Origin of the sequence: Pseudomonas sp. zfem003, from assembly GCF_032621675.1 — a bacterium.
GTDB lineage: Bacteria > Pseudomonadota > Gammaproteobacteria > Pseudomonadales > Pseudomonadaceae > Metapseudomonas > Metapseudomonas otitidis.
This window is the reverse complement of the sequence record NZ_JAVYJG010000014.1, coordinates 119,979-144,338: the sequence shown is the minus strand read 5'-3', so window position 1 is coordinate 144,338 and position 24,360 is coordinate 119,979. Positions and strand designations below refer to the sequence as shown.

The 24,360-nt window shown below is 69.3% G+C and carries 23 protein-coding genes; 12 read left to right on the top strand and 11 right to left on the bottom strand.

The genetic code is table 11. The annotated features are described in order from the left end of the window. The first annotated feature begins 39 nt into the window (after nt 1-39). The 3 genes from RTK35_RS28900 (at nt 40) to RTK35_RS28890 (ending at nt 4,319) form a co-directional block, all read left to right on the top strand. A complete protein-coding gene (locus RTK35_RS28900) occupies nt 40-1,050 on the top strand; it encodes an ornithine carbamoyltransferase (protein ID WP_074972264.1) in 1,011 nt (336 codons plus the stop codon). Nucleotides 1,051-1,234: 184 nt separating this feature from the next. Then, nucleotides 1,235-2,161 (top strand): carbamate kinase, encoded by a 927-nt coding sequence (arcC, locus tag RTK35_RS28895; protein ID WP_044405343.1) that lies wholly within the window; start codon nt 1,235-1,237, stop codon nt 2,159-2,161. A gap of 253 nt (nt 2,162-2,414) precedes the next feature. After that, nucleotides 2,415-4,319 (top strand): beta-ketoacyl synthase, encoded by a 1,905-nt coding sequence (locus tag RTK35_RS28890; protein WP_316909584.1) that lies wholly within the window; start codon nt 2,415-2,417, stop codon nt 4,317-4,319. A 73-nt stretch (nt 4,320-4,392) separates the two neighbouring features. Here RTK35_RS28890 and cysQ read toward each other — a convergent pair whose 3' ends face one another. Together cysQ and nudE are read right to left on the bottom strand one after the other, a co-directional pair. Further along, the gene (gene cysQ, locus RTK35_RS28885) at nt 4,393-5,214 is read right to left on the bottom strand and encodes a 3'(2'),5'-bisphosphate nucleotidase CysQ (RefSeq protein WP_284547459.1); all 822 of its coding nucleotides are present in this window, start codon (nt 5,212-5,214) and stop codon (nt 4,393-4,395) included. Continuing rightward, on the bottom strand, nt 5,211-5,777 hold the full coding sequence (nudE, locus tag RTK35_RS28880) for an ADP compounds hydrolase NudE (RefSeq protein ID WP_044405337.1): 567 nt from the start codon (nt 5,775-5,777) through the stop codon (nt 5,211-5,213). Before nudE ends, cysQ begins: the two co-directional genes overlap by 4 nt. Before the next feature lie 130 nt (nt 5,778-5,907). Here nudE and yrfG point away from each other — a divergent pair, with 130 nt between their 5' ends. The 6 genes from yrfG to RTK35_RS28850 all read left to right on the top strand — a co-directional run bounded on the left by yrfG (nt 5,908) and on the right by RTK35_RS28850 (nt 12,096). Beyond that, entirely contained in the window at nt 5,908-6,570 is a 663-nt protein-coding gene (gene yrfG / locus RTK35_RS28875) for a GMP/IMP nucleotidase (RefSeq protein WP_074972272.1), read from the top strand. A gap of 11 nt (nt 6,571-6,581) precedes the next feature. After that, complete coding sequence (locus RTK35_RS28870; RefSeq protein ID WP_069560001.1) at nt 6,582-7,469, top strand: LysR family transcriptional regulator; 888 nt, start codon at nt 6,582-6,584, stop codon at nt 7,467-7,469. A gap of 129 nt (nt 7,470-7,598) precedes the next feature. Beyond that, nucleotides 7,599-8,447: a formate dehydrogenase accessory sulfurtransferase FdhD gene (fdhD, locus tag RTK35_RS28865; protein ID WP_316909583.1), complete on the top strand. Its 849-nt coding sequence runs from the start codon at nt 7,599-7,601 to the stop codon at nt 8,445-8,447. Then, the gene (locus RTK35_RS28860) at nt 8,444-10,765 is read left to right on the top strand and encodes an FdhF/YdeP family oxidoreductase (RefSeq protein ID WP_316909582.1); all 2,322 of its coding nucleotides are present in this window, start codon (nt 8,444-8,446) and stop codon (nt 10,763-10,765) included. The genes fdhD and RTK35_RS28860 overlap by 4 nt, the downstream gene beginning before the upstream one ends. A gap of 234 nt (nt 10,766-10,999) precedes the next feature. Beyond that, on the top strand, nt 11,000-11,455 hold the full coding sequence (locus tag RTK35_RS28855; protein ID WP_044405328.1) for a glycine zipper domain-containing protein: 456 nt from the start codon (nt 11,000-11,002) through the stop codon (nt 11,453-11,455). Further along, nucleotides 11,452-12,096: a nucleotidyltransferase family protein gene (locus RTK35_RS28850; protein WP_316909581.1), complete on the top strand. Its 645-nt coding sequence runs from the start codon at nt 11,452-11,454 to the stop codon at nt 12,094-12,096. The genes RTK35_RS28855 and RTK35_RS28850 overlap by 4 nt, the downstream gene beginning before the upstream one ends. Here the strand turns inward: RTK35_RS28850 and RTK35_RS28845 are convergent. Next, a complete protein-coding gene (locus RTK35_RS28845; RefSeq protein ID WP_316909580.1) occupies nt 12,093-12,632 on the bottom strand; it encodes a DUF2087 domain-containing protein in 540 nt (179 codons plus the stop codon). The two genes, RTK35_RS28850 and RTK35_RS28845, sit on opposite strands and share 4 nt — an antisense overlap. 281 nt (nt 12,633-12,913) lie before the next feature. Here RTK35_RS28845 and RTK35_RS28840 point away from each other — a divergent pair, with 281 nt between their 5' ends. After that, entirely contained in the window at nt 12,914-13,783 is an 870-nt protein-coding gene (locus tag RTK35_RS28840) for a hypothetical protein (protein WP_316909579.1), read from the top strand. Between the two features lie 20 nt (nt 13,784-13,803). Here RTK35_RS28840 and sstT read toward each other — a convergent pair whose 3' ends face one another. The 5 genes from sstT to RTK35_RS28815 form a co-directional block, all read right to left on the bottom strand. Then, the gene (sstT, locus tag RTK35_RS28835) at nt 13,804-15,051 is read right to left on the bottom strand and encodes a serine/threonine transporter SstT (RefSeq protein WP_142013586.1); all 1,248 of its coding nucleotides are present in this window, start codon (nt 15,049-15,051) and stop codon (nt 13,804-13,806) included. A 304-nt stretch (nt 15,052-15,355) separates the two neighbouring features. Next, nucleotides 15,356-15,793: an acyl-CoA thioesterase gene (locus tag RTK35_RS28830; protein ID WP_160480222.1), complete on the bottom strand. Its 438-nt coding sequence runs from the start codon at nt 15,791-15,793 to the stop codon at nt 15,356-15,358. Between the two features lie 11 nt (nt 15,794-15,804). Next, nucleotides 15,805-16,968 carry an iron-containing alcohol dehydrogenase gene (locus RTK35_RS28825; RefSeq protein WP_316909578.1) on the bottom strand — a complete coding sequence of 388 codons (1,164 nt, stop codon included), beginning with the start codon at nt 16,966-16,968 and terminating at the stop codon, nt 15,805-15,807. Nucleotides 16,969-17,000: 32 nt separating this feature from the next. Beyond that, nucleotides 17,001-18,791: an acyl-CoA dehydrogenase C-terminal domain-containing protein gene (locus tag RTK35_RS28820; RefSeq protein WP_309042469.1), complete on the bottom strand. Its 1,791-nt coding sequence runs from the start codon at nt 18,789-18,791 to the stop codon at nt 17,001-17,003. A gap of 1 nt (nt 18,792) precedes the next feature. Next, complete coding sequence (locus RTK35_RS28815) at nt 18,793-20,031, bottom strand: 3-hydroxyacyl-CoA dehydrogenase (RefSeq protein WP_316909577.1); 1,239 nt, start codon at nt 20,029-20,031, stop codon at nt 18,793-18,795. A gap of 112 nt (nt 20,032-20,143) precedes the next feature. Here RTK35_RS28815 and RTK35_RS28810 point away from each other — a divergent pair, with 112 nt between their 5' ends. Continuing rightward, entirely contained in the window at nt 20,144-21,043 is a 900-nt protein-coding gene (locus RTK35_RS28810; RefSeq protein ID WP_044405501.1) for a LysR family transcriptional regulator, read from the top strand. 25 nt (nt 21,044-21,068) lie between these two features. On the opposite strand, the gene RTK35_RS28805 is transcribed toward RTK35_RS28810, so the two are convergent. Continuing rightward, entirely contained in the window at nt 21,069-21,875 is an 807-nt protein-coding gene (locus RTK35_RS28805) for a cyclase family protein (protein WP_052807577.1), read from the bottom strand. A gap of 78 nt (nt 21,876-21,953) precedes the next feature. On the opposite strand from RTK35_RS28805, the gene RTK35_RS28800 reads away from it, so the two are divergent. Next, nucleotides 21,954-22,352, top strand: a complete 399-nt coding sequence (locus RTK35_RS28800) for a carboxymuconolactone decarboxylase family protein (RefSeq protein WP_142013571.1) — start codon at nt 21,954-21,956, stop codon at nt 22,350-22,352. 1 nt (nt 22,353) lies between these two features. Here RTK35_RS28800 and rmf read toward each other — a convergent pair whose 3' ends face one another. After that, on the bottom strand, nt 22,354-22,569 hold the full coding sequence (rmf, locus tag RTK35_RS28795; RefSeq protein ID WP_044405314.1) for a ribosome modulation factor: 216 nt from the start codon (nt 22,567-22,569) through the stop codon (nt 22,354-22,356). A 124-nt stretch (nt 22,570-22,693) separates the two neighbouring features. Continuing rightward, nucleotides 22,694-24,280, bottom strand: coding sequence for a glutamate--cysteine ligase (gene gshA / locus RTK35_RS28790; protein WP_160480216.1), 1,587 nt, complete (start codon nt 24,278-24,280; stop codon nt 22,694-22,696). Between the last annotated feature and the right edge of the window lie 80 nt (nt 24,281-24,360).

Sequence of the window (24,360 nt, the reverse complement as noted above, 5' to 3'; positions counted from 1 at the left end):
CGGGGCCCTTCTTCCGACCTGCCCACAAGGAGAACGACCATGGCCTTCAACATGCACAACCGCAACCTGCTGAGCCTGATGCACCACAGCACCCGCGAGCTGCGCTACTTGCTGGACCTCTCCCGCGACCTCAAGCGCGCCAAGTACACCGGCACCGAGCAGCAGCACCTCAAGCGCAAGAACATCGCGCTGATCTTCGAAAAGACCTCCACCCGCACCCGCTGCGCCTTCGAGGTCGCCGCCTATGACCAGGGCGCCAACGTCACCTACATCGACCCCAACTCCTCGCAGATCGGCCACAAGGAGAGCATGAAGGACACCGCCCGGGTGCTCGGCCGCATGTACGACGCCATCGAGTACCGCGGCTTCCACCAGGACATCGTCGAGGAACTGGCCACCTACGCCGGCGTGCCGGTGTTCAACGGCCTCACCGACGAGTACCACCCGACCCAGATGCTCGCCGACGTGCTGACCATGCGCGAGCACAGCGACAAGCCTCTGCACGACATCAGCTACGCCTACCTGGGCGACGCCCGCAACAACATGGGCAACTCCCTGCTGCTGATCGGCGCCAAGCTCGGCATGGACGTACGCATCGCCGCACCGAAGGCCCTCTGGCCCAGCGATGAACACGTCGCCGCGTGCAAGAAGTTCGCCGAGGAAAGCGGCGCCCGCATCACCCTCACCGAAGACCCGAAGGAAGCGGTGAAGGGCGTGGACTTCGTCCACACCGACGTGTGGGTCTCCATGGGCGAGCCGGTGGAAGCCTGGGGCGAGCGCATCAAGGAGCTGCTGCCCTACCAGGTGAACATGGACATCATGAAGGCCACCGGTAACCCACGGGCCAAGTTCATGCACTGCCTGCCGGCCTTCCACAACAGCGAGACCAAGGTCGGCAAGCAGATCGCCGAGCAATACCCGAACCTGAAGAACGGCATCGAAGTCACCGAGGACGTCTTCGAGTCCCCCTACAACATCGCCTTCGAGCAGGCGGAAAACCGCATGCACACCATCAAGGCGATTCTGGTCTCGACCCTCGCCGACATCTGATTCCAGTTCGCCACAGGGGCGCTGGCTTTGTCGGCCGCACTGCGCGGCTCCTCACCGTACCGGGGTACGGGTCGTCGCTGCTCGCTTGCCTTCGCGCCATCATCCCCTGTGGCTTCCCGGAATCCGAGTGATCAGGAGACGGAGCGGAAAACCGCTCCCTCTCCCCTGCAACAGGAGAACAATCATGCGAATAGTCATCGCGTTGGGCGGCAACGCCCTGCTGCGCCGAGGCGAAGCCATGACCGCCGACAACCAGCGGGACAACGTCCGCGTCGCCTGCGAGCAGATCGCCAAGGTCGCCCCCGGCAACGAGCTGGTGATCGCCCACGGCAACGGCCCGCAAGTGGGCCTGCTGGCCCTCCAGGGCGCCGCCTACGACGCCGCCAACCCCTACCCGCTGGACGTGCTCGGGGCCGAGACCGAGGGCATGATCGGCTACATGATCGAACAGGAGCTGGGCAACCTGCTCCCGGTCGAAGTGCCCTTCGCCACCCTGCTCACCCAGGTGGAAGTGGACCCGGCCGACCCCGCCTTCCAGCACCCCAGCAAGCCCATCGGCCCGGTCTACCCCCGCGAGGACGCCGAACGCCTGGCCGCTGAGAAAGGCTGGGCCATCGCCCCCGACGGCGACAAGTTCCGCCGCGTGGTCGCCAGCCCCCGGCCCAAGCAGATCTTCGAGATCCGCCCGATCAAGTGGCTGCTGGAGAAAGGCTCGGTGGTCATCTGCGCCGGCGGCGGCGGCATCCCCACGATGTACGAGAACGGCAAGCTCAAGGGCGTCGAGGCGGTCATCGACAAGGACCTCTGCTCCGCCCTGCTGGCCCGCCAGCTGGAGAGCGACCTGCTGGTGATCGCCACCGACGTGGACGCCGCCTACGTCGACTGGGGCAAGCCCACCCAGAAGGCCATCGCCCAGGCCCACCCCGACGAACTGGAGCGCCTCGGCTTCGCCGCCGGTTCCATGGGGCCCAAGGTCCAGGCCGCCTGCGAGTTCGCCCGCGAGACCGGCCGTCCTGCAGTGATCGGTGCCCTGAAGGACATCGAAGCCATCGCCCGGGGCCAGGCCGGCACCCGCGTCAGCACCGCCACCCCCGGCCTCAGCTACCGCTGAAGCCCAGGCCCGGCGCGCCCTCACGGGCCGCCGGGCGCCTTCTCGGCCGGCAGCACCGGCCGCCCTCCAAGTGACTCGACGGTCATAGGCCGCGTCAGGTATGGCATTCGGTTCGTACGAGCTGCCACCCGGTCCGTGACCGGGCCCCGACCTCGCACCCCTGGCCAGCCGCCCCTGCGGTCTCCTTGGCCCGTCTTCACCGCGTCGTCACCGGGCCCTGCCACGCCATGGTCATTTGAGGAGTGTTCCAGTCATGTCCCGACTTCCGGTCATCGTTGGTTTTGGCGGCTACAACGCGGCAGGACGCAGTTCCTTCCACCACGGATTCCGCCGCACCGTGATCGAGAGCCTCGATGCCGCCACCCGCCAGGAAACCCTGGCCGGCCTCGCCGTGATGACCAAGCTGGTGACCGTGGTCGACGGCCAGTACCTGGACGCCGACGGCAAGCCCCTGGACCTGCCCGCCATCGAATCCCGCTACGGCGAGCGCGTGCTGGCCTCCACCCTGGTGCGCCGCATCGAGAAGAGCTTCCTCGACGTGGACGCCGCGCCCTGGCAGAAAAGCATCGGCGTGACCCCCGAGGACGGCGCCCGCATCACCTTCATCACCTCGCGCAAGCAGCTGCCCGAGCCCCTGCCGGCCAGCTGGAGCGTGGAAACCCTGGACAGCGGCGAGGTGCGCGTCACCCTCGGCGGCACCAGCGAATTCAAGGTCGAGAGCTTCCGCGCGCTGCCGGTGAAATCCGCCGGCCAGCTGCCCAGCGGCTTCGAGCCCGGCGAGCTGTACAACTCCCGCTTCCACCCCCGCGGCCTGCAGCTGTCGGTGGTGGCTGCCACCGACGCCATCCGCTCCATCGGCCTGCCCTGGCAGCAGATCGTCGACCAGGTGCAGCCCGACGAGATCGCCGTGTTCTCCGGCAGCATCATGAGCCAGCTCGACGAGAACGGCTTCGGCGGCCTCATGCAGTCGCGCCTCAAGGGCGGCCGCGTCACCGCCAAGCAGCTACCCCTGGGCCTGAACACCATGCCCGCCGACTTCATCAACGCCTACGTGCTGGGCAGCGTCGGCACCACCGGCAGCGTCACCGGCGCCTGCGCCACCTTCCTCTACAACCTGCAGAAGGCCATCGAGCAGATCACCAGCGGCCGCGCCCGCGTCGCCCTGGTGGGCAACGCCGAAGCACCGATCAACCAGGAATGCATCGACGGCTACGGCGCCATGGGCGCCCTGGCCACCGAAGACGGCCTGCGCCAGGTCGGCGGCCGCGACGACGTGGACTTCCGCCGCGCCAGCCGCCCGTTCGGCGAGAACTGCGGCTTCACCCTGGCCGAATCCAGCCAGTACGTGGTGCTGATGGATGACGAGCTGGCCCTGCAGCTGGGCGCCGACATCCACGGCGCCGTCACCGACGTGTTCATCAACGCCGACGGCTTCAAGAAATCCATCTCCGCCCCCGGCCCGGGCAACTACCTGACCCTGGCCAAGGCCGTGGCCAGCGCCACCCAGCTGTTCGGCAGCGACGCCGTGCGCCAGCGCAGCTTCGTCCACGCCCACGGCTCCAGCACCCCGGCCAACCGTGTCACCGAATCCGAGCTGCTGGACCGCGTGGCCGGCGCCTTCGGCATCGACAACTGGCCGCTGACCGCCGTGAAGGCCTTCGTCGGCCACTCCCTCGCCGCCGCCAGCGGCGACCAGCTGATCTCCGCCCTCGGCACCTTCCGCTACGGCATCCTGCCGGGCATCAAGACCATCGACCGGGTCGCCGACGACGTCCACCAGCAGCGCCTGGCCATTCCCCTGGCCGACCAGCGCGACCGGGCGAACCTGGACATCTGCTTCATCAACTCCAAGGGCTTCGGCGGCAACAACGCCACCGGCGTGGTGATCAGCCCGCGCCTGGCCGAGCGCATGCTGCACAAGCGCCACGGCGCCGACGCCTTCGCCGCCTACCTGGACAAGCGCGAGGCCACCCGCGCCGCCGCCCGCGACTACGACGCCCGCGCCCTGATGGGCGAGCTGGACATCATCTACAACTTCGGCAACGACCTGATCGACGACCGCGAGCTGGAAGTCTCCACCGAGGGCGTGAAGGTCCCCGGCTTCGCCCGCCCGCTGCTCTACGCCCGCGACGAACGTTTCAGCGACATGCTCGACTGATCCGGACTGACTGAACTGAGCCTGGTGGGCTTTGGCGGAACACCGCCCGGCCCACCCGGCTCAGGGAGCTGGCTCACGCCAGCTCGCGGGCCAGCGCCAGCAGTTCGCCGCGCCATGCGGCCTGCGCCGGCAGGGCCAGGAAGGAGGGATTGAGGAAGGATTCCCGCGCCCCGTAGCCCAGCGGCGCACCCGCCAGGTCCAGCACCTCGCCACCGGCCCCCTCCAGCACGCCCTGGGCCGCTGCCGTGTCCCACTGGGACGTCGGCGCCAGGCGCGGGTAGCAATCCGCCGCACCCTCGGCCAGCAGGCAGAACTTCAGGGAGCTGCCAATGTTCGCCAGCGAGAGTTCACCGAAACGCTCGCCGAGCCCCGCCAGCAGGCGCTCCTGGGCCGGGCTGGAGTGGCGCTTGCTGGCCACCAGGGTGAAGGCCTCGGCCGGCTGCGGGCGCACGCGGATGGCCTGGGCCGCACCGCCAACATCCTGCTGCCAGGCGCCGAGGCCGGCGCCACCGTAATAGCGACGGCCGCTGGCCGGGATGCCGACCACGCCGAACACCACGCGACCCTGTTCGATCAGCGCGACGTTGACGGTGAACTCGTCGGACCCGGCGATGAACTCCTTGGTGCCGTCCAGCGGGTCCACCAGCCACCAGCGCTGCCACCCCGCGCGGGTTTCCAGGGGGATGTCGGCGGCCTCTTCAGAGAGCACCGGGATCTCCGGCGCAAGCGCCGTCAGGCCCTCCACCAGCACGCGGTGGGCGGCCAGGTCGGCGGCGGTGACGGGGGAAGCATCGGCCTTTTCCTCAACGGCCAGTTCGGCACGCCAGAACGGCAGGATGGCGTGACCGGCGCGGTCCACCAGATCGAGGACAGCGGGCAGCAAAGGGTGGCTCATGCAGGGAATTCTCCACGGCGGGTCAACAGGTCTCGGGCAAGGTACAGCGCCGCCAGGGCGCGCCCCTCGCTGAATTGCGGGTGTTCGTTGAGGGTGATGAGGTCATGCAGGCTGGCCTGCTCCACCCGCAGCGGCTCGGGCTCGTCGCCCGGCAGGCGCTCCTCGTAGAGGTCGCGGGCCAGCACCACCTGGATCTTCTGGCTCATGTAACCGGGGGACAGCGACAGCTCGGTGAGCAGCTCCAGGCGGCGGGCGCCGAAGCCCGCCTCTTCCTTCAGCTCGCGGTTGGCGGCTTCCAGCACGTCCTCGCCGGGCTCCACCAGGCCCTTGGGCAGGGACAGCTGGTAGTCGTCGGTGCCGGCGCAGTACTCCTCCACCAGCAGCACGTGTTCCGGATCGGGCAGCGCCACCACCATCACCGCGCCATAGCCGGAGCCCTTGCCCACCAGGCGTTCATAGGTGCGTTCCACGCCGTTGGCGAAGCGCAACTGGAGCTCCTCGACGCTGAACAGGCGGCTGCTGGCAACGATCTCGCGGGCCAGCACGGTGGGCTTCTGACGCATGACGAACTCCTGGTTGGGACCGGCGGGTTATCATACCCCGGCTTTTCCGATTGTCCGTGTCGGAGATTGCACCCTGACGACCGTGCAGGGCGCACCCACGGCCACCACCCTCGACCCAGCCCGGACACCCATGCCCACCCTCAACTGGCCCGCCATCGACACCGTGCTGCTGGACATGGACGGCACGCTGCTCGACCTGCACTTCGACAACCACTTCTGGCTCGACTACCTGCCCCAGCGCTACGCCGAGCACCACGGCATCAGCCGCGCACTGGCGGACGCCGAGCTGGTGCCGCTGTTCCGCCAGCACGCCGGACAGCTGAACTGGTACTGCACCGACTTCTGGAGCCGCGAGCTGGGCCTGTCGATCCGCGACCTCAAGCGCGAAGTGGCGCACCTGATCGCCCTGCGCCCGGACGCCGACCTGTTCCTCGCCACCCTGCGCCGCGCCGGCAAGCGCGTGGTGCTGATCACCAATGCCCACCGCGACTCCCTCTCGCTGAAGATGGAGCGGGTCGAGCTGGCGCCCTGGTTCGACCGCATGATCAGCTCCCACGACTACGGCTACCCCAAGGAAGACCCGCAGTTCTGGCAGGCCCTGCAGGCCGACTGCCCGTTCGACCCGGCCCGCGCGCTGTTCATCGACGACAGCCTGCCGATCCTGCGCGCCGCCGGCGCCCATGGCGTCGCCCACCTGCTGGCCGTGCGCCGCCCCGACAGCCAGGGCGCCGACAAGGACACCGAGGAATTCGACGCGGTGGACGACTACCGCCAGCTCTGCACCGGCCTCTGAGGACCGCAGGCATGGACATCAAGCAGCTCAAGTTCCTCGTCGCCCTGGATGAGACGCGCCACTTCGGCCAGGCCGCCGCACGCTGCCACATCACCCAGCCGACCCTGTCCATGCGCCTGCGCAAGCTGGAAGAGGAGCTGGGCCTGGAGCTGGTCCAGCGTGGCCAGCGCTTCGAAGGCTTCACCGAGGCCGGCCAGCGCGTGCTCGCCTGGGCCCGCACCCTGCTCGCCGCCCACGACGGCCTGCAGGCCGAGGCCGCCGCCTGTCGCGGGCAACTGGTCGGCACCCTGCGCCTGGGGCTGGTGCCCCTGGCCGGCTACGACCCCATGGGGCTGATCCGCGCCTTCGCCGAACGCCACCCCAACCTGCGCTTCCAGCTCTTTGCCCTCAGCTCCGAGCAGATCCTCGAACGCCTGGCGAGCAACCAGCTCGACCTCGGCCTGTGCTACCTGGACCGCCTCGACCGCGAGCACTTCGAGTACCTGGAGATCGCCGACACCCGCATGGGCCTGCTGCACGACCGTCGCCACTTCCCCTTCAGCGACACCGCCCTGACCTGGGAACAGCTGGCCACCCTGCCCCTGGGCCTGCTCTCCGGCAGCATGCATTTCCGCCAGTCCATCGACCACGGCTTCCGCAGCCGGGGCCTGACGCCCCGCCCGCGCCTGGAGACGGACGCCGTGCACCAGCTGCTGCAGGCCGTCAGCGCCGGCCTGTGCTGCGCCATCATGCCGTTGGCCAGCGGCCTCGACGCCCTCGCCGAGCACCTGGCGCTGACACCCATCGAGCAGGCCAATACCCTTGCCCCGTTCGGGCTCATCCAGCGCCGTGGTTTGCCCCGCTCCACCCTCGCCGACACCTGCTTCAGCGAAGCCCGGGACCTTCTGGCAAGCGCCTGAGCCCGAGCCAGAGGCGCGCAAACCTGACCGATAGACGACATCGATCACAGCATCGGGCAAAGCGATTAGACGGCGCCCCCCGACCGGCCTAGGCTGCCTGAGTCAATCCGCCGCAGGGGAGACCCCGCCATGCCCCGTCGCGCCTCCCGCCGTCCGTTCAGCGCCGTCGAGCCACCGCCACCGCCCACCGATTACCAGTACGTCGAACTGGGTGGCAGCACGCAGCCCGGCGAGGCCGCCCTGGCCGAGGAAAGCGCCCTGGCCATCGCCTACAACGGCATCAGCCACGCCGTGATGATGGTCTCGCCGCGCAACATCGAGGACTTCGTCGTCGGCTTCAGCCTCAGCGCCGGCATCATCGGCAGCCTCGACGACCTCTACGACATCCAGGTCAGCGGTGCTGGCGAAGCCCTGCGCGCCGAGGTGGAGATCGCCAGCCGCGCCTTCTGGGCCCTCAAGGACCAGCGCCGCCAACTGGCCGGCAACACCGGCTGCGGCCTGTGCGGCGTCGAGGCCCTGGAGCAGGCGCTGCCCAACCTCGACGTGCTCGCCCGCAGCCCGCTGCCGCCCCTGGAACACCTCGCCGACCTGCGCCAGCGCATCGCCGACCAGCAGGACCTGGCCCGGCGCAGCGGCGCCCTGCACGCCGCCCTGTTCGTCGACAGCAGCGGCACCCTGGCCCTCTGCCGTGAAGACATCGGCCGCCACAACGCCCTCGACAAGCTGATCGGCGCCCTGCTGCAAAGCGAGCAGGACCCGCGCGCCGGCTTCGCCGTGGTCACCAGCCGCTGCAGCCTGGAACTGATCCACAAGGCCGTGCGCGCCGGGCTGTCCACCCTGGTCAGCCTGTCCGCGCCCACCGCACTGACCGTGCAATGGGCCCGCCGCCACCGCCTCAACCTCATCCACCTGCCCCACCACAGCGCACCCCGGGTCTACAGCCCGGCGACGCGCCACGAGAACGACACCCCGCAATGAGCCTGCAACCCGTGCAACCCCGCTACAAACCCTACCGTGGCGCCGCCGCCGGCTGGGGCGCGCTGAAGAGCGTCACGCGCTTCTGGCTGGACAGCAAACAGCCGTTCAAGAACCTGCGCGCCCTGCTCAAGACCAACCAGAACGGCGGCTTCGACTGCCCCGGCTGCGCCTGGGGCGACTCCCCCGAAGACGGCCGCGTGAAGTTCTGTGAGAACGGCGCCAAGGCCGTGAACTGGGAAGCCACCAAGCGCCGCGTGGACCGCGCCTTCTTCGCCCGCTACAGCGTCAGCCAGCTGCGCGAGCAGAGCGACTACTGGCTCGAATACCAGGGCCGCCTCACCGAGCCGATGCGCTACGACCGCGACAGCGACCACTACGTGCCCATCGACTGGGACGCCGCCCTCGCCCTCGTCGCCAGCCACCTCAAGCGCCTGCCCGACCCGAACCAGGCCGAGTTCTACACCTCCGGCCGGGCCAGCAACGAAGCGGCGTTCCTCTACCAGCTGTTCGTCCGCGCCTACGGCACCAACAACTTCCCCGACTGCTCGAACATGTGCCACGAGGCCAGCGGCGTCGCCCTCGGCCAGAGCGTCGGCATCGGCAAGGGCACCGTGACCTTCGGCGACTTCGAGCACGCCGACGCCATCTTCGTGTTCGGCCAGAACCCCGGCACCAACCACCCGCGCATGCTCGAACCGCTGCGCGAAGCGGTGAAGCGTGGTGCCCAGGTGGTCTGCTTCAACCCGCTCAAGGAGCGCGGCCTGGAACGCTTCCAGCATCCCCAGCACGCCCTGGAGATGCTCACCAACGGCTCCGCCCCGCTGAACACCGCCTTCTTCCGCCCGGCCCTGGGCGGCGACATGGCGGCCATCCGCGGCATCGCCAAGTTCCTCCTGCAGTGGGAGCGCGAAGCCCAGGCCAAGGGCGAGCCGGCGGTGTTCGACCACGCCTTCATCGCCGAGCACACCGACGGCCTCGACGCCTACCTGGCTGAGCTGGATGCCACCGACTGGGCCCACATCGAGGCGCAGTCCGGCCTCGCCAAGGCCGAGATCGAGCAGGCGGCGCTGATGTACCGCCGCGCCGACCGCGTCATCGTCTGCTGGGCCATGGGCCTCACCCAGCACCACCACTCGGTGCCGACCCTGCAGGAACTGGTCAACCTGCAACTGCTGCGCGGCAACATCGGCCGCCCCGGCGCCGGCCTGTGCCCGGTGCGCGGCCACAGCAACGTGCAGGGCGACCGCACCATGGGCATCAACGACCGTCCGCCGGTGGCCCTGCTGGACGCCATCGAGCAGCGCTTCCGCTTCAAGGTCCCGCGGGAGAACGGCCACAACACCGTGGAAGCCATCAACGCCATGCTCGAAGGCCGTGCCAAGGTCTTCATCGGCCTCGGCGGCAACTTCGCCCAGGCCACCCCGGACAGCCCGCGCACCCACCAGGCGCTGATGAACTGCGACCTCACCGTGCAGATCAGCACCAAGCTCAACCGCAGCCACCTCACCACCGGCCGCGACGCGCTGATCCTGCCGTGCCTGGGCCGCACCGACATCGACGAGCAGGCCCACGGCCCGCAGGCGGTGACGGTGGAGGACTCCTTCAGCATGATCCACGCCTCCTACGGCCAACTGGCCCCGCTGTCGAAGCAGATGCGCTCGGAGCCGTCCATCGTCGCCGGCATCGCCAAGGCCACCCTGGGCGACCACCCGGTGGAGTGGGACGCCCTGGTGGCCAACTACGACCGCATCCGCGACCTGATCGCCGAAACCATCCCCGGCTTCCACGACTTCAACCAGCGGGTGAAGCACCCGGGCGGCTTCCACCTCGGCAACTCCGCGGCGGACCGCACCTGGAAGACCGCCACCGGCAAGGCCAACTTTAAGGCCCACGCCCTGCCGACCACCCTGCTGCACGAGCGCGTGCGCGCCACCGGCCAGCAGCCGGACCTGATCCTGCAGACCCTGCGTTCCCACGACCAGTACAACACCACCATCTACGGCCTCGACGACCGCTACCGGGGCGTGCGTGGCCAGCGCCACGTGGTGTTCGCCAACGCAGCCGACATCGACCGCCTGGGTTACCAGCCGGGGCAGAAAGTGGACATGGTGTCGCTGTGGGACGACGGCGTGGAGCGCAAGGTGGAAGGCTTCACCCTGCTGGCCTTCGACATCCCCGCCGGGCAGGCCGCCGCCTACTACCCGGAGACCAACCCGCTGGTGCCGCTGGACAGCCACGGCGTGGGCAGCCACACCCCCACCTCCAAGTTCGTGGCCATCCGCCTGCAACCGAGCCGGGAAGGCAACCGCATCCTGTGAGGCGCCGACGGCGTCGCCGGAAACCCCGGCGGCGCTGTCGCGGTGCCAGCATGGATGCACCGGAAACGGTGTGTCGGAATAAGCCTCAGACAGCGCCAGACACCGCAAGTTCTCCCGCAAAAACAAATACTTAGGGAATGTGAAAAAAGCCGCGCAACTCGTCGGCAAGGGCTTCCGCATGCCGCTTCGTCGTGGCACATATCGCCCCACGTTCCCTACAGAGGCGTCACCTCCATGAAGCAATCCTCGGTCCTTCTCCTCTCCCTCTGCCTCGCCAGTGGCGGCGCCTTCGCCGGCGGCACCCTGGAGGCGGGCGTCGGGGGTGCACTGGGCGGGGCACTGGGCTCGGTCGTCGGCCAGTCCATCGGCGGCAACACCGGCTCGGCCATTGGCGCCGGCGTCGGCGGCGCGGCCGGCAGCGTGGTGGGGGCTGACCGCCGCAACCGTACCGAAGCCGCCATCGGGGGCGCCCTGGGCGCTGCCGGCGGCAACGTGCTAGGCCGCCAGGTCGGCGGCGACACCGGCTCGGTGGTGGGGGCCGCAGCGGGCGGTGGTGCCGGCGGCGCGCTGGGCAACTACATGGGCAATGAAAGCCGCCAGGACGAAGGCTGGCGCGACGGCCGCCATCGCGGCGAGCGCCACCACCCCGGCCGTGGCTGGGGCCCGCGCAAGCACAGGCACCACCATTGACCGCGGATGATCGACCGCAACCGCCGGCCCTGACCCGGGCCGGCACCTATCTGCACCTGCAGCGCTGGATACGGGCCGACGCCCAGCGCCTGCTGGCCCTGCGCTGCCTGGCCAGCCTCGGCCTGAAGGACGCCTGGCTGGCTGCCGGCTTCGTCCGCAACCTCGCCTGGGACCAGTTGCACGGCTACCGCCATCCCACCCCGCTCAACGACATCGACCTGATCCACTTCGACCCCGACCAGCCCGACGCCGAAGCCGACGCCCGCATCGAGGCGCACCTGCGCCAGCAGGCCGGGCACCTGCGCTGGTCGGTGAAGAACCAGGCACGCATGCACCTGCGCAACGGCGACGCCCCCTACCGCGACAGCTGCGACGCCATGGCCCGCTGGCCCGAAGTGGAAACCGCCATCGGCGTGCGCCTGCGCTCCGGCGGCGGTATCGAGATCGCCACGCCCTTCGTCCAGACCGGCCTGCTTGCATTGCGGTTGACCCCCAACCTGCGGCACCGCCACCCGCACACCTTCGCCGAGCGCGTGCAGGCAAAAGGCTGGCTGCGCCAGTGGCCACGGTTGCAGGTAGAAGACCTGCCAAGGGCCGGCGCATGGCACGCCGACCCCAGGAACGGCAACCCCTCGCCCTAGCCGGTACGCCGGCCCAGCTGCGCCCGCAGGGCCATCGCCACGGCGTCCGGCCGCTGCTCGACACGGCGGTACTCGCGCCCGTCGGGGGTCCGCACCAGCCAGCCCGCATCCACCAGTTCGCGCCTCAGCAGCACGTGATCGCCCAGGCTCGCGGCAGTGCGGATATGAGCGTCCACCTCGCGCTCGCTCATCCGCGTGCGCGGCGGCAAGGCCATCCAGACCGCCCACAGGCAGGGTCGCCGGTGGCTGTGCTTGCCCGGCCAGCTATGCAAGCGGCCCTGCTCGTCGAAATAGCGCAGCAACCGGCGCACTAGCACATAGTCCACCGCCTCGGCGCGGGCGGGTTCGGCCAGTTGGCGCTCGGCGACCTGGCTCGCGCGCAGGGCCTGGTAACTGCGAAAGCCACGGGCACGGGCCAGCAGGTTGAGCATGTCCACATGGCTGGGCGGCCCTTCGCGCTCGCCAAGCTGGCGGACCAGCGATCGGGCCAGGGCGGAAAGGTCGGGGGTGGAGAAGGGAATGAGCGTCTTGGACACAATGCGTTCCTCGTGTGTGCCAAGTCCTCGCAGGAGGATGTCGGGGGTCACCGGCTTCCGACGCGGCACAGGACGAGTGTCGGTCGAGGATGAGCCTGAGGCTCGTGGCAGGTTTAGCTGCCCGAATGGGCACCGGTGACGCCTGGGTGAACTGCCGACCGCGGGCGAGCATAGCGCTGGGTGACGAGTGGCTCAACCCCGTTTGGGTGAAACGCCGGGAAGCCTGTAACCTTGCACCCTTATTGTGCTGGTGCCTGTTCGCCGACTGCCGTGGAACCGTCATGGGTCCTGTCCGCCACACCCTGATCCTGCTGTGCTGCCTGTTGCTGCTGCCTGCCCTGCCCGCCCGAGCGGAACGCCTGCTGCGCGTCTGCCAATACCACGGGGCGAACTACGCCTACCGCATCGAGCTGGCCAACCTGATCCTCGCGCGTACCGCCGACCGCTACGGTGCCGCCCGCATCGCCCCCGGGGATGAGCGCCCCGACCCGTCCCAGGAGCGCTGCCTGGCGCTGCTGCGCGACGGCCAGGTGGACCTCGCCTACGTACCGCCCAACGCCGAGCGCCTGGGCACCCTGGACATGCTGCCGATGGACATGCACGCCGGCATGCTCGGCTACCGGGTGCTGATCATCCGCCGCGACCGCCAGGCCGACTTCGCCCAGGTCCAGGACGTGGAGGGCCTGCGCCGGCGCATCGGCGGCTTCGGCAGCCAGTGGAGCGACTTCCCGATCTTCGAGCGCAACCACCTGCCGGTGCTGGGCATGGCCAACCCCGGCAACCTGCTGCCGATGCTGGAACAGCGCCGCTTCGACTACTTCCACCGCGCCCTGAGCGAGGCCTGGATGGAGGTGCAGGGGCACCCGGACCTGATGGTCGAGCCGCACCTGGCCCTGCGCTACGCCATGCCGGTGTACTTCGCCTTCAACCGGGGTGATGCTGAGCTGGCCCGGCGCTTTGCCGAGGGCTTCGAACAGGTGCGGGGGGACGGCAGCTTCCGCGCGCTGTTCCTGCGCCATTACGGACACCTGGGTGACCTGGCACGGCTCGGCGAGCGGCGGATCATCGAACTGGACAGCGGCCTGCCGGCGACGGATGCCAGCCTCTGGCTGGACCCGCCGACGGCGGACGGGAAAGACGGCACGCCCTGAGGCGAGCGTGCCGGAGGGGATCAGCCGGCGTTGCCGACCTGGGCCGGATCGCGCACGTCACCCTTGGCCATGCAGGCCGCGGCGGTGAACAGCACGTCGGTGGAGGAGTTCAGCGCGGTCTCGGCGGCGTCCTGCAGGATGCCGATGATGAAGCCCACGGCCACCACCTGCATCGCCACTTCGCTGGGGATGCCGAACAGGCTGCACGCCAGCGGGATCAGCAGCAGCGAACCACCGGCCACGCCCGAGGCGCCGCAGGCGCAGACGGAGGCCACCACGCTGAGCAGGATGGCGGTGGGGATGTCCACGGCGATGCCCAGGGTCTTCACCGCCGCCAGGGTCAGCACGGTGATGGTGATGGCCGCGCCGGCCATGTTGATGGTCGCGCCCAGGGGGATCGATACCGAGTAGGTGTCCTCATGCAGGCCGAGCTTCTCCGACAGTTGCAGGTTCACCGGGATGTTGGCCGCCGAGCTGCGGGTGAAGAAGGCGGTGATGCCGCTCTCGCGCAGGCAGGTCAGCACCAGCGGGAAGGGGTTGCGGCGGATCTTCCAGTAGACGATCAGCGGGTTCACCACGAAGGCCACGAACAGCATGCAGCCGATCAGCACCGCCAGCAGGTGGGCGTAGTCCGCCAGCACCTTCAGGCCGTTGGTCGCCAGGGTCGAGGCCACCAGGCCGAAGATGCCCAGCGGAGCGAAGGCGATCACCACGCGGACGATCAGCGACACGCCGTGGGACAGGTCGCTGAACACCGCGCGGGTGGTCTCGCTGCCCTGGCGGATGGCGATGCCCAGGCCCACGGCCCAGACCAGGATGCCGATGAAGTTGGCCTCCATCAGCGCCTTGACCGGGTTGGCCACCGCGCTGGAGAGCAGGCTCAGCAACACCTCGGAGATGTTCCCGGGCGGGGCCAGCTCGTTGGCGGCGGCGCTCAGGTGCAGGGTCGAGGGGAACAGGCTGGAGGCCAGCACTGCCACCACGGCGGCGGAGAAGGTGCCGATCAGGTAGAGGAACAGGATCGGGCGGATGTGGGTGCGCTCACCGGGCTTGTGGTTGCCGATGGCGGCGATCACCAGGACGAACACCAGCACCGGCGCAACGGCCTTCAGGGCGGTGACGAACAGGGTGCCGAGCAGGCCGACGGCCGCAGCCGCCTCGGGCTTGAGCACCGCCAGGAGAACGCCGGCCACCAGCCCGACGAGGATGCGCGTGACCAGGCTGGTGCCCTTCAGGCGCTGGAGGATGGAGCGGTTGGCTTGGGACATGGCAGGTTCACAGACAGGGGCCGCCGCAGCGACCGTACCAATGGACCCCCCTGCGCTCCCCCGGCCTTCACGGGAAAAAATCCCACGGGCCGCAGGGTCTTGTCGCCCTGCAGTCTGGAAGCGCAGCGGATTTGGCTGCGCATTCTGCGTGCTTGCGGCGCTTTAGGGTAGAGCGACCGGTCGGCGCACCCCGCAGGATGTCGCCATTCCGGCTGTTTAGGGTCGATCTGGTGAAAAACCCGCCGGCAAAGGCAAGAGCCGTAGCCCGGGCTTCAGCCCGGGAAGGGTCCTGCCGGCACCACGATCAGCCCGCCACCACCAGCTCCGCCAGGGCCGCGCGCAGGCGCTCGGGGATCGGCACCGGGCGGTTGCTGGCGCGGTCGACGAAGACATGGACGAAGCGGCCGGCGGCGCAGGCGTCGTCTTCACCGGCCTTGAAGATGGCCAGTTCGTACTGCACCGAGCTGTTGCCCAGCTTGCCGACCCGCAGGCCCACCTCGATGCGCTCGGGGAAGGCGATGGAGGCGAAGTAGTCGCAGGCGGAGCTGACCACGAAGCCGACGACGTCGCCATCGTGGATGTCCAAACCGCCCACTTCGATCAGGTAGGTGTTCACCGCCGTGTCGAAGAAGCCGTAGTAGACGACGTTGTTCACGTGGCCATACACGTCGTTGTCGTGCCAGCGGGTGGTGATCGGCTGGAAGTGGCGGTAGTCGCTGCGCAGGTGCTGGGGCTGGTTCATGACGCGTCGTCTCAATAGGCGGCTTGGTAGATCGCCAGCGCATCGCGCTCGCTGACATCGCGCGGATTATTCACCAGCAGGCGCTGTTGCAACATGGCGTCCTTCGCCAGCTGCGGCAGCATCGCCTCGGCCACGCCGGCATCGCGCAGGCGCGTGGGCAGGCCGCTGCGCTCACTGCAATCGGCCAGCTCGACGATGAGTTGCTCGGTGAGGTGCAGCGCATTGCCCGGCTGCAGCTTGCGGCCCAGCACCTGCGGCGCCAGTTCGGCATAGAGCGGCGCGGCCACCTCGGCGTTGAAGCCCAGCACGTGGGGCAGCACCAGCGCATTCGAGAGCCCGTGGGGGATGTGGTAGTGCCCGCCCAGGGGATAGGCCAGGGCGTGCACCGCCGCCACCGGGGCATTGGCGAAGGCCTGCCCGGCCAGGCAGGCGCCCACCAGCATGGCCTGGCGCGCCTCGCGGTTGCGGCCGTTGTGCACCGCCTCGTCGAGGTGGGCGCAGAGCAGGCGCAGGGCCTCGCGGGCGAGCAGGTCGGACAGCGGGTTCTTCTTGTGGCGGCTGGTGTAGGCCTCGATGGCGTGGACCATGGCATCGATGCCGGTGGCGGCGGTGACGGCAGCGGGCAGGCCGAGGGTGAGGTCGGCGTCCAGCAGCGCCAGGTCGGGCAGCAGCAGCGGGGACACCACGCCCAGCTTGGTGGTCTCGCCGGTGGTGACGATGGCGATGGGGGTGACTTCCGAGCCGGTGCCGGCGGTGGTCGGCACCTGGATCAGCGGCAGGCGCCGGCCCCGGGCGTTGCCGACGCCGTAGAGGTCCTGGAGCCCCTGCCCGCACGCCGGGTGGGCCAGCAGCGCCACCAGCTTGGCCACGTCCATGGAGCTGCCGCCACCGAAGCCGATCACCAGTTCGGCGCGCAGGGCCTTCGCCTGGTCCACCGCCTGCAGCACCACCGCCTCCGGCGGGTCCGCCTGCACCTGGTCGAACACCTCCACCGCCAGGCCGGCGGCGGCGAAGCCCGGGAGGATCGGGTCGAGCATGCCCAGGCGGGTGATGCCCGGGTCGGTGACGACCAGTACGCGCCGGGCCTCGCGTTCGCGGCACAGCTCGGCGAGGCGGGTGGCGGAGCCGGATTCGCAGAGGATCTGCGCGGTGGTGGCAAAGCTGAAGGGCTGCATGGGGCGTCCTCTTGTTGTTGTGTGGCCCGGGCTCAGAAGGCGAAGTGCGCCTCCGGCAACGCCATCAGGCAGTCGGCGCCGCCGAGCAGCGCCTCGCGGTGGCCGCTGGCCCGTGGCAGCACGCGGCGCAGGTAGAAGCGCGCGCTGTGCAGCTTGGCCTGGTAGAAGTCGGCTTCGCCGGTGCCGTCGGCCAGGGCCTGGCGGGCACGGCCGGCGGCCTGCAGCCAGAGCGCGGCGAGCAGCACGTAGGCAGCGTACTGAAGGTAGTCCACCGAGCAGGCGCCGATCTCCTGGGGGTCGTGCCGGGCGCGGTCGAGCACCGTGGCGGTGAGGTCGCGCCATTCGTGCAGGCGCGCCAGCACGGCGCCCGCCGCTTCGGCCAGCTCGGCATCGCCCAGCAGGGCGTCGGCCTGGGCGGTGAGTTCGTCCACCAGTGCGAACAGTTCGGCACCGCCGTCGCCCATCAGCTTGCGGCGGATCAGGTCGAGGGCCTGGATGCCGTTGGTGCCTTCGTAGATCTGGGTGATGCGGCTGTCGCGCATCAGCTGCTCCATGCCCCACTCGCGGATGTAGCCGTGGCCGCCGTAGACCTGCACGCCGAGGCTGGCGACCTCCTGGCCCATGTCGGTGAGGAAGGCCTTGACGATGGGGATCAGCAGCGCGGCCCGACGGCTGGCGGCGCGGCGCACGTCGGCGTCCGGGGCGGCGTGTTCCAGGTCCAGCTGGCGCGCGCAGTAGGCGGCCAGCATGCGGCTGCCTTCGGTGAGAGTCTTCTGGGTCAGCAACATGCGCCGCACATCGGGGTGCACGATGATCGGATCGGCCGCCTTGCCCGGCTCGGCCGGGCCGGTCAGCGCGCGGGATTGCAGGCGCTCGCGGGCATAGGCCAGCGCGCCCTGGAAGGCGCGTTCGGCGATGCCCAGGCCCTGCAGGCCGACCTGGAAACGGGCGTCGTTCATCATGGTGAACATGCAGGCCAGGCCCTGGTTGGCCTCGCCCACCAGCCAGCCGGTGGCGCCGTCGAAGTTCATCACGCAGGTGGCGGCGCCCTTGATGCCCATCTTGTGTTCGATGGCCCCGCAGGACAGGGCGTTGCGCGCCCCAGGCGTACCGTCGGGGTTGGCGATGAACTTGGGCACCAGCAGCAGCGAGATGCCCTTCACCCCGGCGGGGGCATCGGGCAGGCGTGCCAGCACCAGGTGGACGATGTTCTCGGAGAAGTCCTGCTCGCCACCGCTGATGAAGATCTTGCTGCCGCTGACCGCGTAGCTGCCGTCGGCCCGGGGCTCGGCGCGGGTGCGCAGGAGGGCCAGGTCGGTGCCGGCCTGGGGCTCGGTGAGGCACATGGTGCCGGTCCACACGCCGCTGACCATCTTGCCCAGGTAGTCGCGCTTGAGGGCCTCGCTGCCGTGTGTGTGCAGCGCCAGCACCGCGCCTTCGGTAAGGCCGGAATAGACGCGGAAGGACAGGCTGGCGGCCATCAGCATCTCGTGGAAGCTGGCGGCCACCAGCTGCGGGAAGCCCTGGCCGCCGTGCTCAACCGGGCCGGTCATGCTGGCCCAGCCGTTGTCACAGTACTGCTGGTAGGCCTCGCGGAAGCCCGTGGGGGTGGTGACGGCGCCGCCTTCGAGGGTCACGCCCTCTTCGTCGCTGGCGCGGTTGAGCGGGGCGATGACTTCGCCGGTGTAGCGCGCGCCTTCTTCCAGCACGCCGTCGATCAGCTCGCGGTCCAGGCCATTACCCAGCCGTTCGCAGTGGCCGGCGGCGTCGAACAGTTCATGGAGCACGAAGCGCATGTCGCGCAGGGGGGCGGTGTAGCTCATTTCAGGCCTCCAGGCGGTAGTCGGCGAAGCCCCGGCCTTCGGCGGCCAGACGCTGGATCAGGGCGGCGGGTTGCCAGTGCAGGCCGTGGCGTCCGGCGAGGTATTCCAGGCGCTCGCGCAGGGCCTCCAGGCCCTGGCCGTCGGCCCAGCTCATGGGGCCGCCCTTGTCGGCAGGGAAGCCGTAGCCGTTGAGGTAGACGGTGTCGATGTCGGCGCTGGAGGCGGCGATACCTTCTTCGAGGATCTTCGCGCCTTCGTTGACCAGGGCCAGCAGGCAGCGCTCGAGGATTTCCTCCTGGCCGATGGCCCGGCGCTGGAAGCCGAGCTGCTCGGAGACGGCCAGCACCAGGGCGTCCACTTCCGGGTCGTGCTCGGCCTGGCGGCTGCCTTCGGCGTAGCGGTAGTAGCCCATGCGCGATTTCTGGCCGAAGCGGCCAAGGGCGCAGAGGCGGTTGTCCACCTGCACCGCCGGGTCATCCTGGCCCTTGCCGGACAGCTCGCGAGCGCGCCATTCGAGGTCGATGCCGACCACGTCGTACATGCGGAACGGGCCCATGGCGAAGCCAAAGGCCTGCAGGGCGGCGTCCACCTGGTGGGGGAAGGCACCTTCCAGCAGCATCATCCGCGCCTCGCGGACGTAGGTGTGGAGCATGCGGTTGCCGATGAAGCCGTCGCAGTTGCCGGCGACGACGCTGACCTTGCCCATGCGTTTGCCCAGGTCCAGGGCCGCGTCCAGCACCGGCTGGGCGGTCCTGGCGCCGCGCACGATCTCCAGCAGCTTCATGATGTGCGCCGGGCTGAAGAAGTGCAGGCCGAGGACCTGCTCGGGACGGGCGGTGACGGCGGCGATGGCATCGATGTCCAGTGCCGAGGTGTTGCTGGCGAGGATGGCCGAGGGCTTCAGCCGGGCGTCCAGCTCGCGGAAGATCTGCTGCTTGAGGTCGAGGTTCTCGTAGACCGCTTCGATCACCAGATCCACCTCGGCCAGGTCGGCGTAGCCCTGCACCGGCTGGATGCGCGCGCGGCGGGCGGCGGCCTCGGCTTCGTCGATGCGGCCCTGGCGCAAGTTGTGGGCGTAGGTGTCGGCCACCACGCCCAGTCCCTGTTCGAGCATCTGCGGGTTGCTGTCCAGCCAGCGCACGGGAATGCCGGCGCTGGCCAGGCTCATGACGATGCCGCGGCCCATGGTGCCGGCGCCGATCACGGCGGCGTGCTGGATGTCGTAGGGGGTGCGGGTCATTGCCTCGTCCTCTTGTTGTTCTGGGGGGTGGGGAGCGTGAAAGCCGTGGAACACAGTAAGGAAGCCGGTACTATTTTTGAAATTTAGTCTTGTGATAGGCCGCATTCCCGTCGTGAATATTTCCAACTTCGACCTGAACCTGCTGCGGGTGCTCGATGCCCTGCTGCGCGAACGCAGCGTGTCCCGCGCGGCGGAACGCCTGGCGCTGAGCCAGCCGGCGGTGAGCAATGCCCTGAACCGCCTGCGGGAACTGCTCGGCGACCCGCTGCTGACCCGAGTGGGCCGTGGCATGCAGCCCACCGCACGGGCCCTGGCGCTGGAGATGCCGATCCGCGCGGCGCTGCGCCAGATCGAGCAGAGCCTGGTGACCGGCGAGGGCTTCGACCCGGCGCGCAGCCAGCAGCGCTTCACCATCGCGGTGACCGACTACGTGGAGCTGATCGCCATGCCCCGGCTGCTACAGCAGCTGGCCCTGGAGGCGCCGGGGCTGCGCATCGCCATCCGCCACCTGACCCCGAGCCTGCCGGCCGAGGCGCTGGACCAGGGCGAGCTGGATCTGGTGCTGGGGCGCTTCGAGCGCATTCCGGCGCGCTTCCGGGCGCGGCGCTGGATGAGCGAGAGCCTGCGCCTCGTGGCCCGCCGCGATCACCCGCAGCTGCAACAGGCGCCGGACCTGGCGACCTTCCTGAGGCTACGCCACCTGTGGGTGCATGGGGGCCAGACCAAAGGCATGGTGGACCAGTGGCTGGGGGAACAGGGCCTGGCGCGGGACATCGTCTACACCACGCCGAACTACCTGCAGGCGGCCCACATCGTGGCCGGCACCGACCTCACGGTGGTGCTGCCGGCGCGGCTGGCGGCGCACTTCGCGCGGTTGCTGCCGCTCGCGGTGCACCCCCTGCCCTTCGCCCTGGGGCCGTTCCACCTGGACCTGGTGAGCCTGGCCCAGCGCGACTCCGACGCGGCGCTGGGCTGGCTGGTGGAGCAGTTGATGGGGGTCGGCCAGGCCTGAGCGGCCGGGCCGGGTGGGGTGCGGGTCAGGGCAGGATGGCGAAGACGCGGGCGGGGAAGCCGGTGCCACGGGCTATCTTCGGGAAGCTGACCACGGCCAGGGCGCCGGCCTCGGGCACCTGGTCGAGGTTGGCGAGCAGCTCGATCTGGTAGTGGTCCTTGCCGAGGATGTAGGACTCCAGGGAGTAGTCGTCCTTGCTGGTGGCGATGCCCGGGTCGGTGTCGGTGGTCTCGTGGCCGGAGGCGGTGATCTTGCGCGTCTCGTAGAGGTACACCAGGGCCTCCTTGCTCCAGCCGGGGTAGTGGGCCACGCCCTGGGCGTCGGCGTTCTGGATCTTCTCCTGGCTCGGCCAGCGCTTGGACCAGTCGCTGCGCAGGGCGACGAAAGCGCCTTCGGGTACCGGGCCGTGCTTGGCCTCCCAGGCCTTCACGTCGGCCAGGGTCAGCACGTAGTCGGGGTTCTTCGCCGCCTGCTGGTGGATGTCCAGCACCACCAGGGGCAGCAACTGCTCCTTCACGTCGATCTGGTCGATGCTGCGCAGGCCCTTGTGGAAGTGCACGGGCGGGTCGACGTGGGTGCCCCATTGGCCGACGTGGGTGTAGAGGTCCACCTGGAAGCCGTCCTTGTCGACGGTGTAGAGGGTCTTGCGCTGGGCGTTGTCGAAGCCCTTCCAGTGCGGGACCTGTTCGTCGTAGGGGTGGGTCAGGTCGACCCAGGTCTTGCTCTTCAGCGTGGCGTAGGTGTCCCAGAGCCCGGGTTGGGCGGCCTGGGCCAGCAACGGCAGCAACAGGGGAAGGGTGAGGGCCAGACGGCCCAGACGGTGTTTCGACATGACCATGCTCCTGGGTGGTATGACGGTACGGGCGGCTGCCTATACTGCGTTGCCTAATAACCTAAAAGGAGAAACACCATGTCGTCTAAGCACTTGATCGAATATGCAAATGCCTCGCCTGAAGTCCGTGCGGTCTACGACGACATCATGGCCACCCGCCAGGTGGACCAGGTGAACAACTTCTGGAAGGCCCTCGCCCGGCACCCGCAGACCCTGCGCCGTACCTGGGAAAGCCTGAAGGAGGTGATGGTGGCGGACGGCGAGCTGGACCCGCTGACCAGGGAGCTGATCTACATCGCGGTGAGCGTGACCAACAACTGCGGCTACTGCGTGGGCTCGCACACGGCGGCGGCGCGCAAGGCGGGCATGAGCGAGGCGATGTTCGGCGAGCTGCAGGCGGTGGTGGCGATGGCCAACGAGACCAACCGGCTGGCCATCGGCTACCGGGTGCCGCTGGACGCGGCGTTCGAGGAGTGACTCAGGCGATGCGTGGCGGGCGCTGCAGTTCGTACTGGTCATGGCCGTCGTCCCAGCCGGCCTCCCAGGCCGCTGCGAGGACGTCCGCCGCGTAGGGTTGCGGGTCGATGGGCTGGCCGGTGAGACCGGCCATGTAGCCCTGCTGGTAGGCCTTGTTCAGGTCTTCCAGGCTCCACAGCGGCGGAGCGGGCTCTTGATCGTGATCGGGCGGCGCCATGACGCAGGCTCGCAGAAGGGTTCAGGCACCATGCTAGCCGTCGGCTTTCCGGCATGGATGGCCACTTGTCCCACCTGGAGCCCCAGCTTGTCGGTTTTGTGACGCGGCGCTCGCTCCGTTTGCCTCAGTTGCTCAGCAGCCCGAGGATGCTGGCCTGGTAGGCGGCGACGAAGGTGTCGAAGTCCCCCTCGGGCTCGGCTTCCAGGCGTGCCTGCTCCTCCAGCGACGAGCGGGCCATGGCTTCGAAGCGCTCCACGTCGGCAGCGTCCAGCGGGCGCTCGCGGAACGCGCGGGCATGGGCCTCGCTCTGGCGTAGGGCGAACTGGCTGAAGCTCTCGCCCCGTTCGCGCAGCTCCGCCAGTACCTGGGCCGACGGCGTCAGGGACGGGTCCTCGACCTTGCGACGCTGTTCGGCCAGGGCCTGGGCGTGGGCCTCGCCGCCCTGGGCGCGGTCCAGCAGCGCGGCGGTCTGGGCGATGCGTTCCAGCAGTTCGCCGGCCCACTCCACCAGGCCGATCTCGCCATCAGGGCGCTGCAGGCGCAGGCCCGGACGGCGGCCTTCCTTGACCACCCGCTGGAAGTTGTCGGTGCAGGCGCGGCACTCGTCGCCGGCCATCGGCGGGCTGTCGGCCAGGGCGCAGTAGAGCAGGAAGGCATCGAGGAAGCGCGACTCGGTGAGATCGATGCCCAGCGGCAGGAAGGGGTTGATGTCCAGGCAGCGCACTTCGACGTACTGCACGCCACGGGCCATCAGGGCCTGGATCGGGCGTTCGCCGGTGTAGGTGACGCGCTTGGGGCGGATCGAGGAGTAGTACTCGTTCTCGATCTGGATGACGTTGGTGTTCAGCTGCACCCACTCGCCGTTCTGCTTGGTGCCGATCTCGGCATAGGGCGGGTACGGCGTGGAGACGGCCTGGCGCAGGCTCGACAGGTAGCTGTCGAGGCTGTTGTAGCAGGGCGTCAGGCCGGCCTGGGCGTTGTTCTGGTAGCCCAGGTCGCTCATGCGCAGGCTGGTGGCCCAGGGCAGGTAGAGGGTGTCGGCATCGAGGCGGTCGAGGTCGTGGGGACGGCCGCGCAGGAAGTTCTCGTCCAGTGCCGGGGCGGCGCCGAACAGGTACATCAGCAGCCAGCTGTAGCGGCGGAAGTTGCGGATCATGGCGATGTAGCGCGCCGACTGGTAGTCGCGCTCGCTCTGGGTATCGCCCTCGGCCGCCTTGAGCAGCGGCCACAACGCCTCGGGCAGGGAGAAGTTGTAGTGGATGCCGGCGATGCACTGCATGGTCTTGCCATAGCGCACGGCCAGGCCACGCCGGTAGACGTACTTCAGCCGGCCGATGGGCGAGGTGCCGTAGTGGGCGATGGGGATGGCTTCCTCGCTCGGCAGGCGGCCGGGCATGGAGGCGCTCCACAGGTATTCGCCGTCCAGCTTCTGGTAGGTGAAGCGGTGGATGCGGTCGAGGTCGTCGAGGGTGGCGGCGGGGTCGTGCTCGGTGGGGGTGATGAATTCGAGCAGCGACTCGGAGTAGTCGGTGGTGATCTGCCCGTGGGTCAGGGCCGAGCCCAGGGCCACCGGGTGGTCGGTCAGGGCCAACTGGCCACGCGGGTCGACGCGCAGGCATTCACGCTCGATGCCGTGCAGGCACTGGGTCAGCAGGGACAGGTTGGCTCGCTCGCCAAGCAGCGCCAGGCGGCGGGAGAGAAGGTCGCTCAATTTGGAATCCTGTGGGTCCCAGTGGACAGTCGCCCCAATATGAGGGTGGACTGATCGGTCTACAAGGGGCGGACATGACT

Bases quoted from the DNA above. Each gene is read 5' to 3' on its own strand.
- RTK35_RS28815 (WP_316909577.1), bottom strand. From the start codon at position 20,031: ATGACCCGCACCCCCTACGACATCCAGCACGCCGCCGTGATCGGCGCC.
- sstT (WP_142013586.1), bottom strand. From the start codon at position 15,051: ATGTCCCAAGCCAACCGCTCCATCCTCCAGCGCCTGAAGGGCACCAGC.
- RTK35_RS28870 (WP_069560001.1), top strand. From the start codon at position 6,582: ATGGACATCAAGCAGCTCAAGTTCCTCGTCGCCCTGGATGAGACGCGC.
- nudE (WP_044405337.1), bottom strand. From the start codon at position 5,777: ATGCGTCAGAAGCCCACCGTGCTGGCCCGCGAGATCGTTGCCAGCAGC.
- cysQ (WP_284547459.1), bottom strand. From the start codon at position 5,214: ATGAGCCACCCTTTGCTGCCCGCTGTCCTCGATCTGGTGGACCGCGCC.
- RTK35_RS28900 (WP_074972264.1), top strand. From the start codon at position 40: ATGGCCTTCAACATGCACAACCGCAACCTGCTGAGCCTGATGCACCAC.
- arcC (WP_044405343.1), top strand. From the start codon at position 1,235: ATGCGAATAGTCATCGCGTTGGGCGGCAACGCCCTGCTGCGCCGAGGC.
- RTK35_RS28805 (WP_052807577.1), bottom strand. From the start codon at position 21,875: ATGTCGAAACACCGTCTGGGCCGTCTGGCCCTCACCCTTCCCCTGTTG.
- RTK35_RS28860 (WP_316909582.1), top strand. From the start codon at position 8,444: ATGAGCCTGCAACCCGTGCAACCCCGCTACAAACCCTACCGTGGCGCC.
- RTK35_RS28825 (WP_316909578.1), bottom strand. From the start codon at position 16,968: ATGCAGCCCTTCAGCTTTGCCACCACCGCGCAGATCCTCTGCGAATCC.
- RTK35_RS28820 (WP_309042469.1), bottom strand. From the start codon at position 18,791: ATGAGCTACACCGCCCCCCTGCGCGACATGCGCTTCGTGCTCCATGAA.
- RTK35_RS28890 (WP_316909584.1), top strand. From the start codon at position 2,415: ATGTCCCGACTTCCGGTCATCGTTGGTTTTGGCGGCTACAACGCGGCA.
- rmf (WP_044405314.1), bottom strand. From the start codon at position 22,569: ATGGCGCCGCCCGATCACGATCAAGAGCCCGCTCCGCCGCTGTGGAGC.
- RTK35_RS28830 (WP_160480222.1), bottom strand. From the start codon at position 15,793: ATGAACCAGCCCCAGCACCTGCGCAGCGACTACCGCCACTTCCAGCCG.
- RTK35_RS28840 (WP_316909579.1), top strand. From the start codon at position 12,914: ATGGGTCCTGTCCGCCACACCCTGATCCTGCTGTGCTGCCTGTTGCTG.
- yrfG (WP_074972272.1), top strand. From the start codon at position 5,908: ATGCCCACCCTCAACTGGCCCGCCATCGACACCGTGCTGCTGGACATG.
- RTK35_RS28855 (WP_044405328.1), top strand. From the start codon at position 11,000: ATGAAGCAATCCTCGGTCCTTCTCCTCTCCCTCTGCCTCGCCAGTGGC.
- fdhD (WP_316909583.1), top strand. From the start codon at position 7,599: ATGCCCCGTCGCGCCTCCCGCCGTCCGTTCAGCGCCGTCGAGCCACCG.
- RTK35_RS28800 (WP_142013571.1), top strand. From the start codon at position 21,954: ATGTCGTCTAAGCACTTGATCGAATATGCAAATGCCTCGCCTGAAGTC.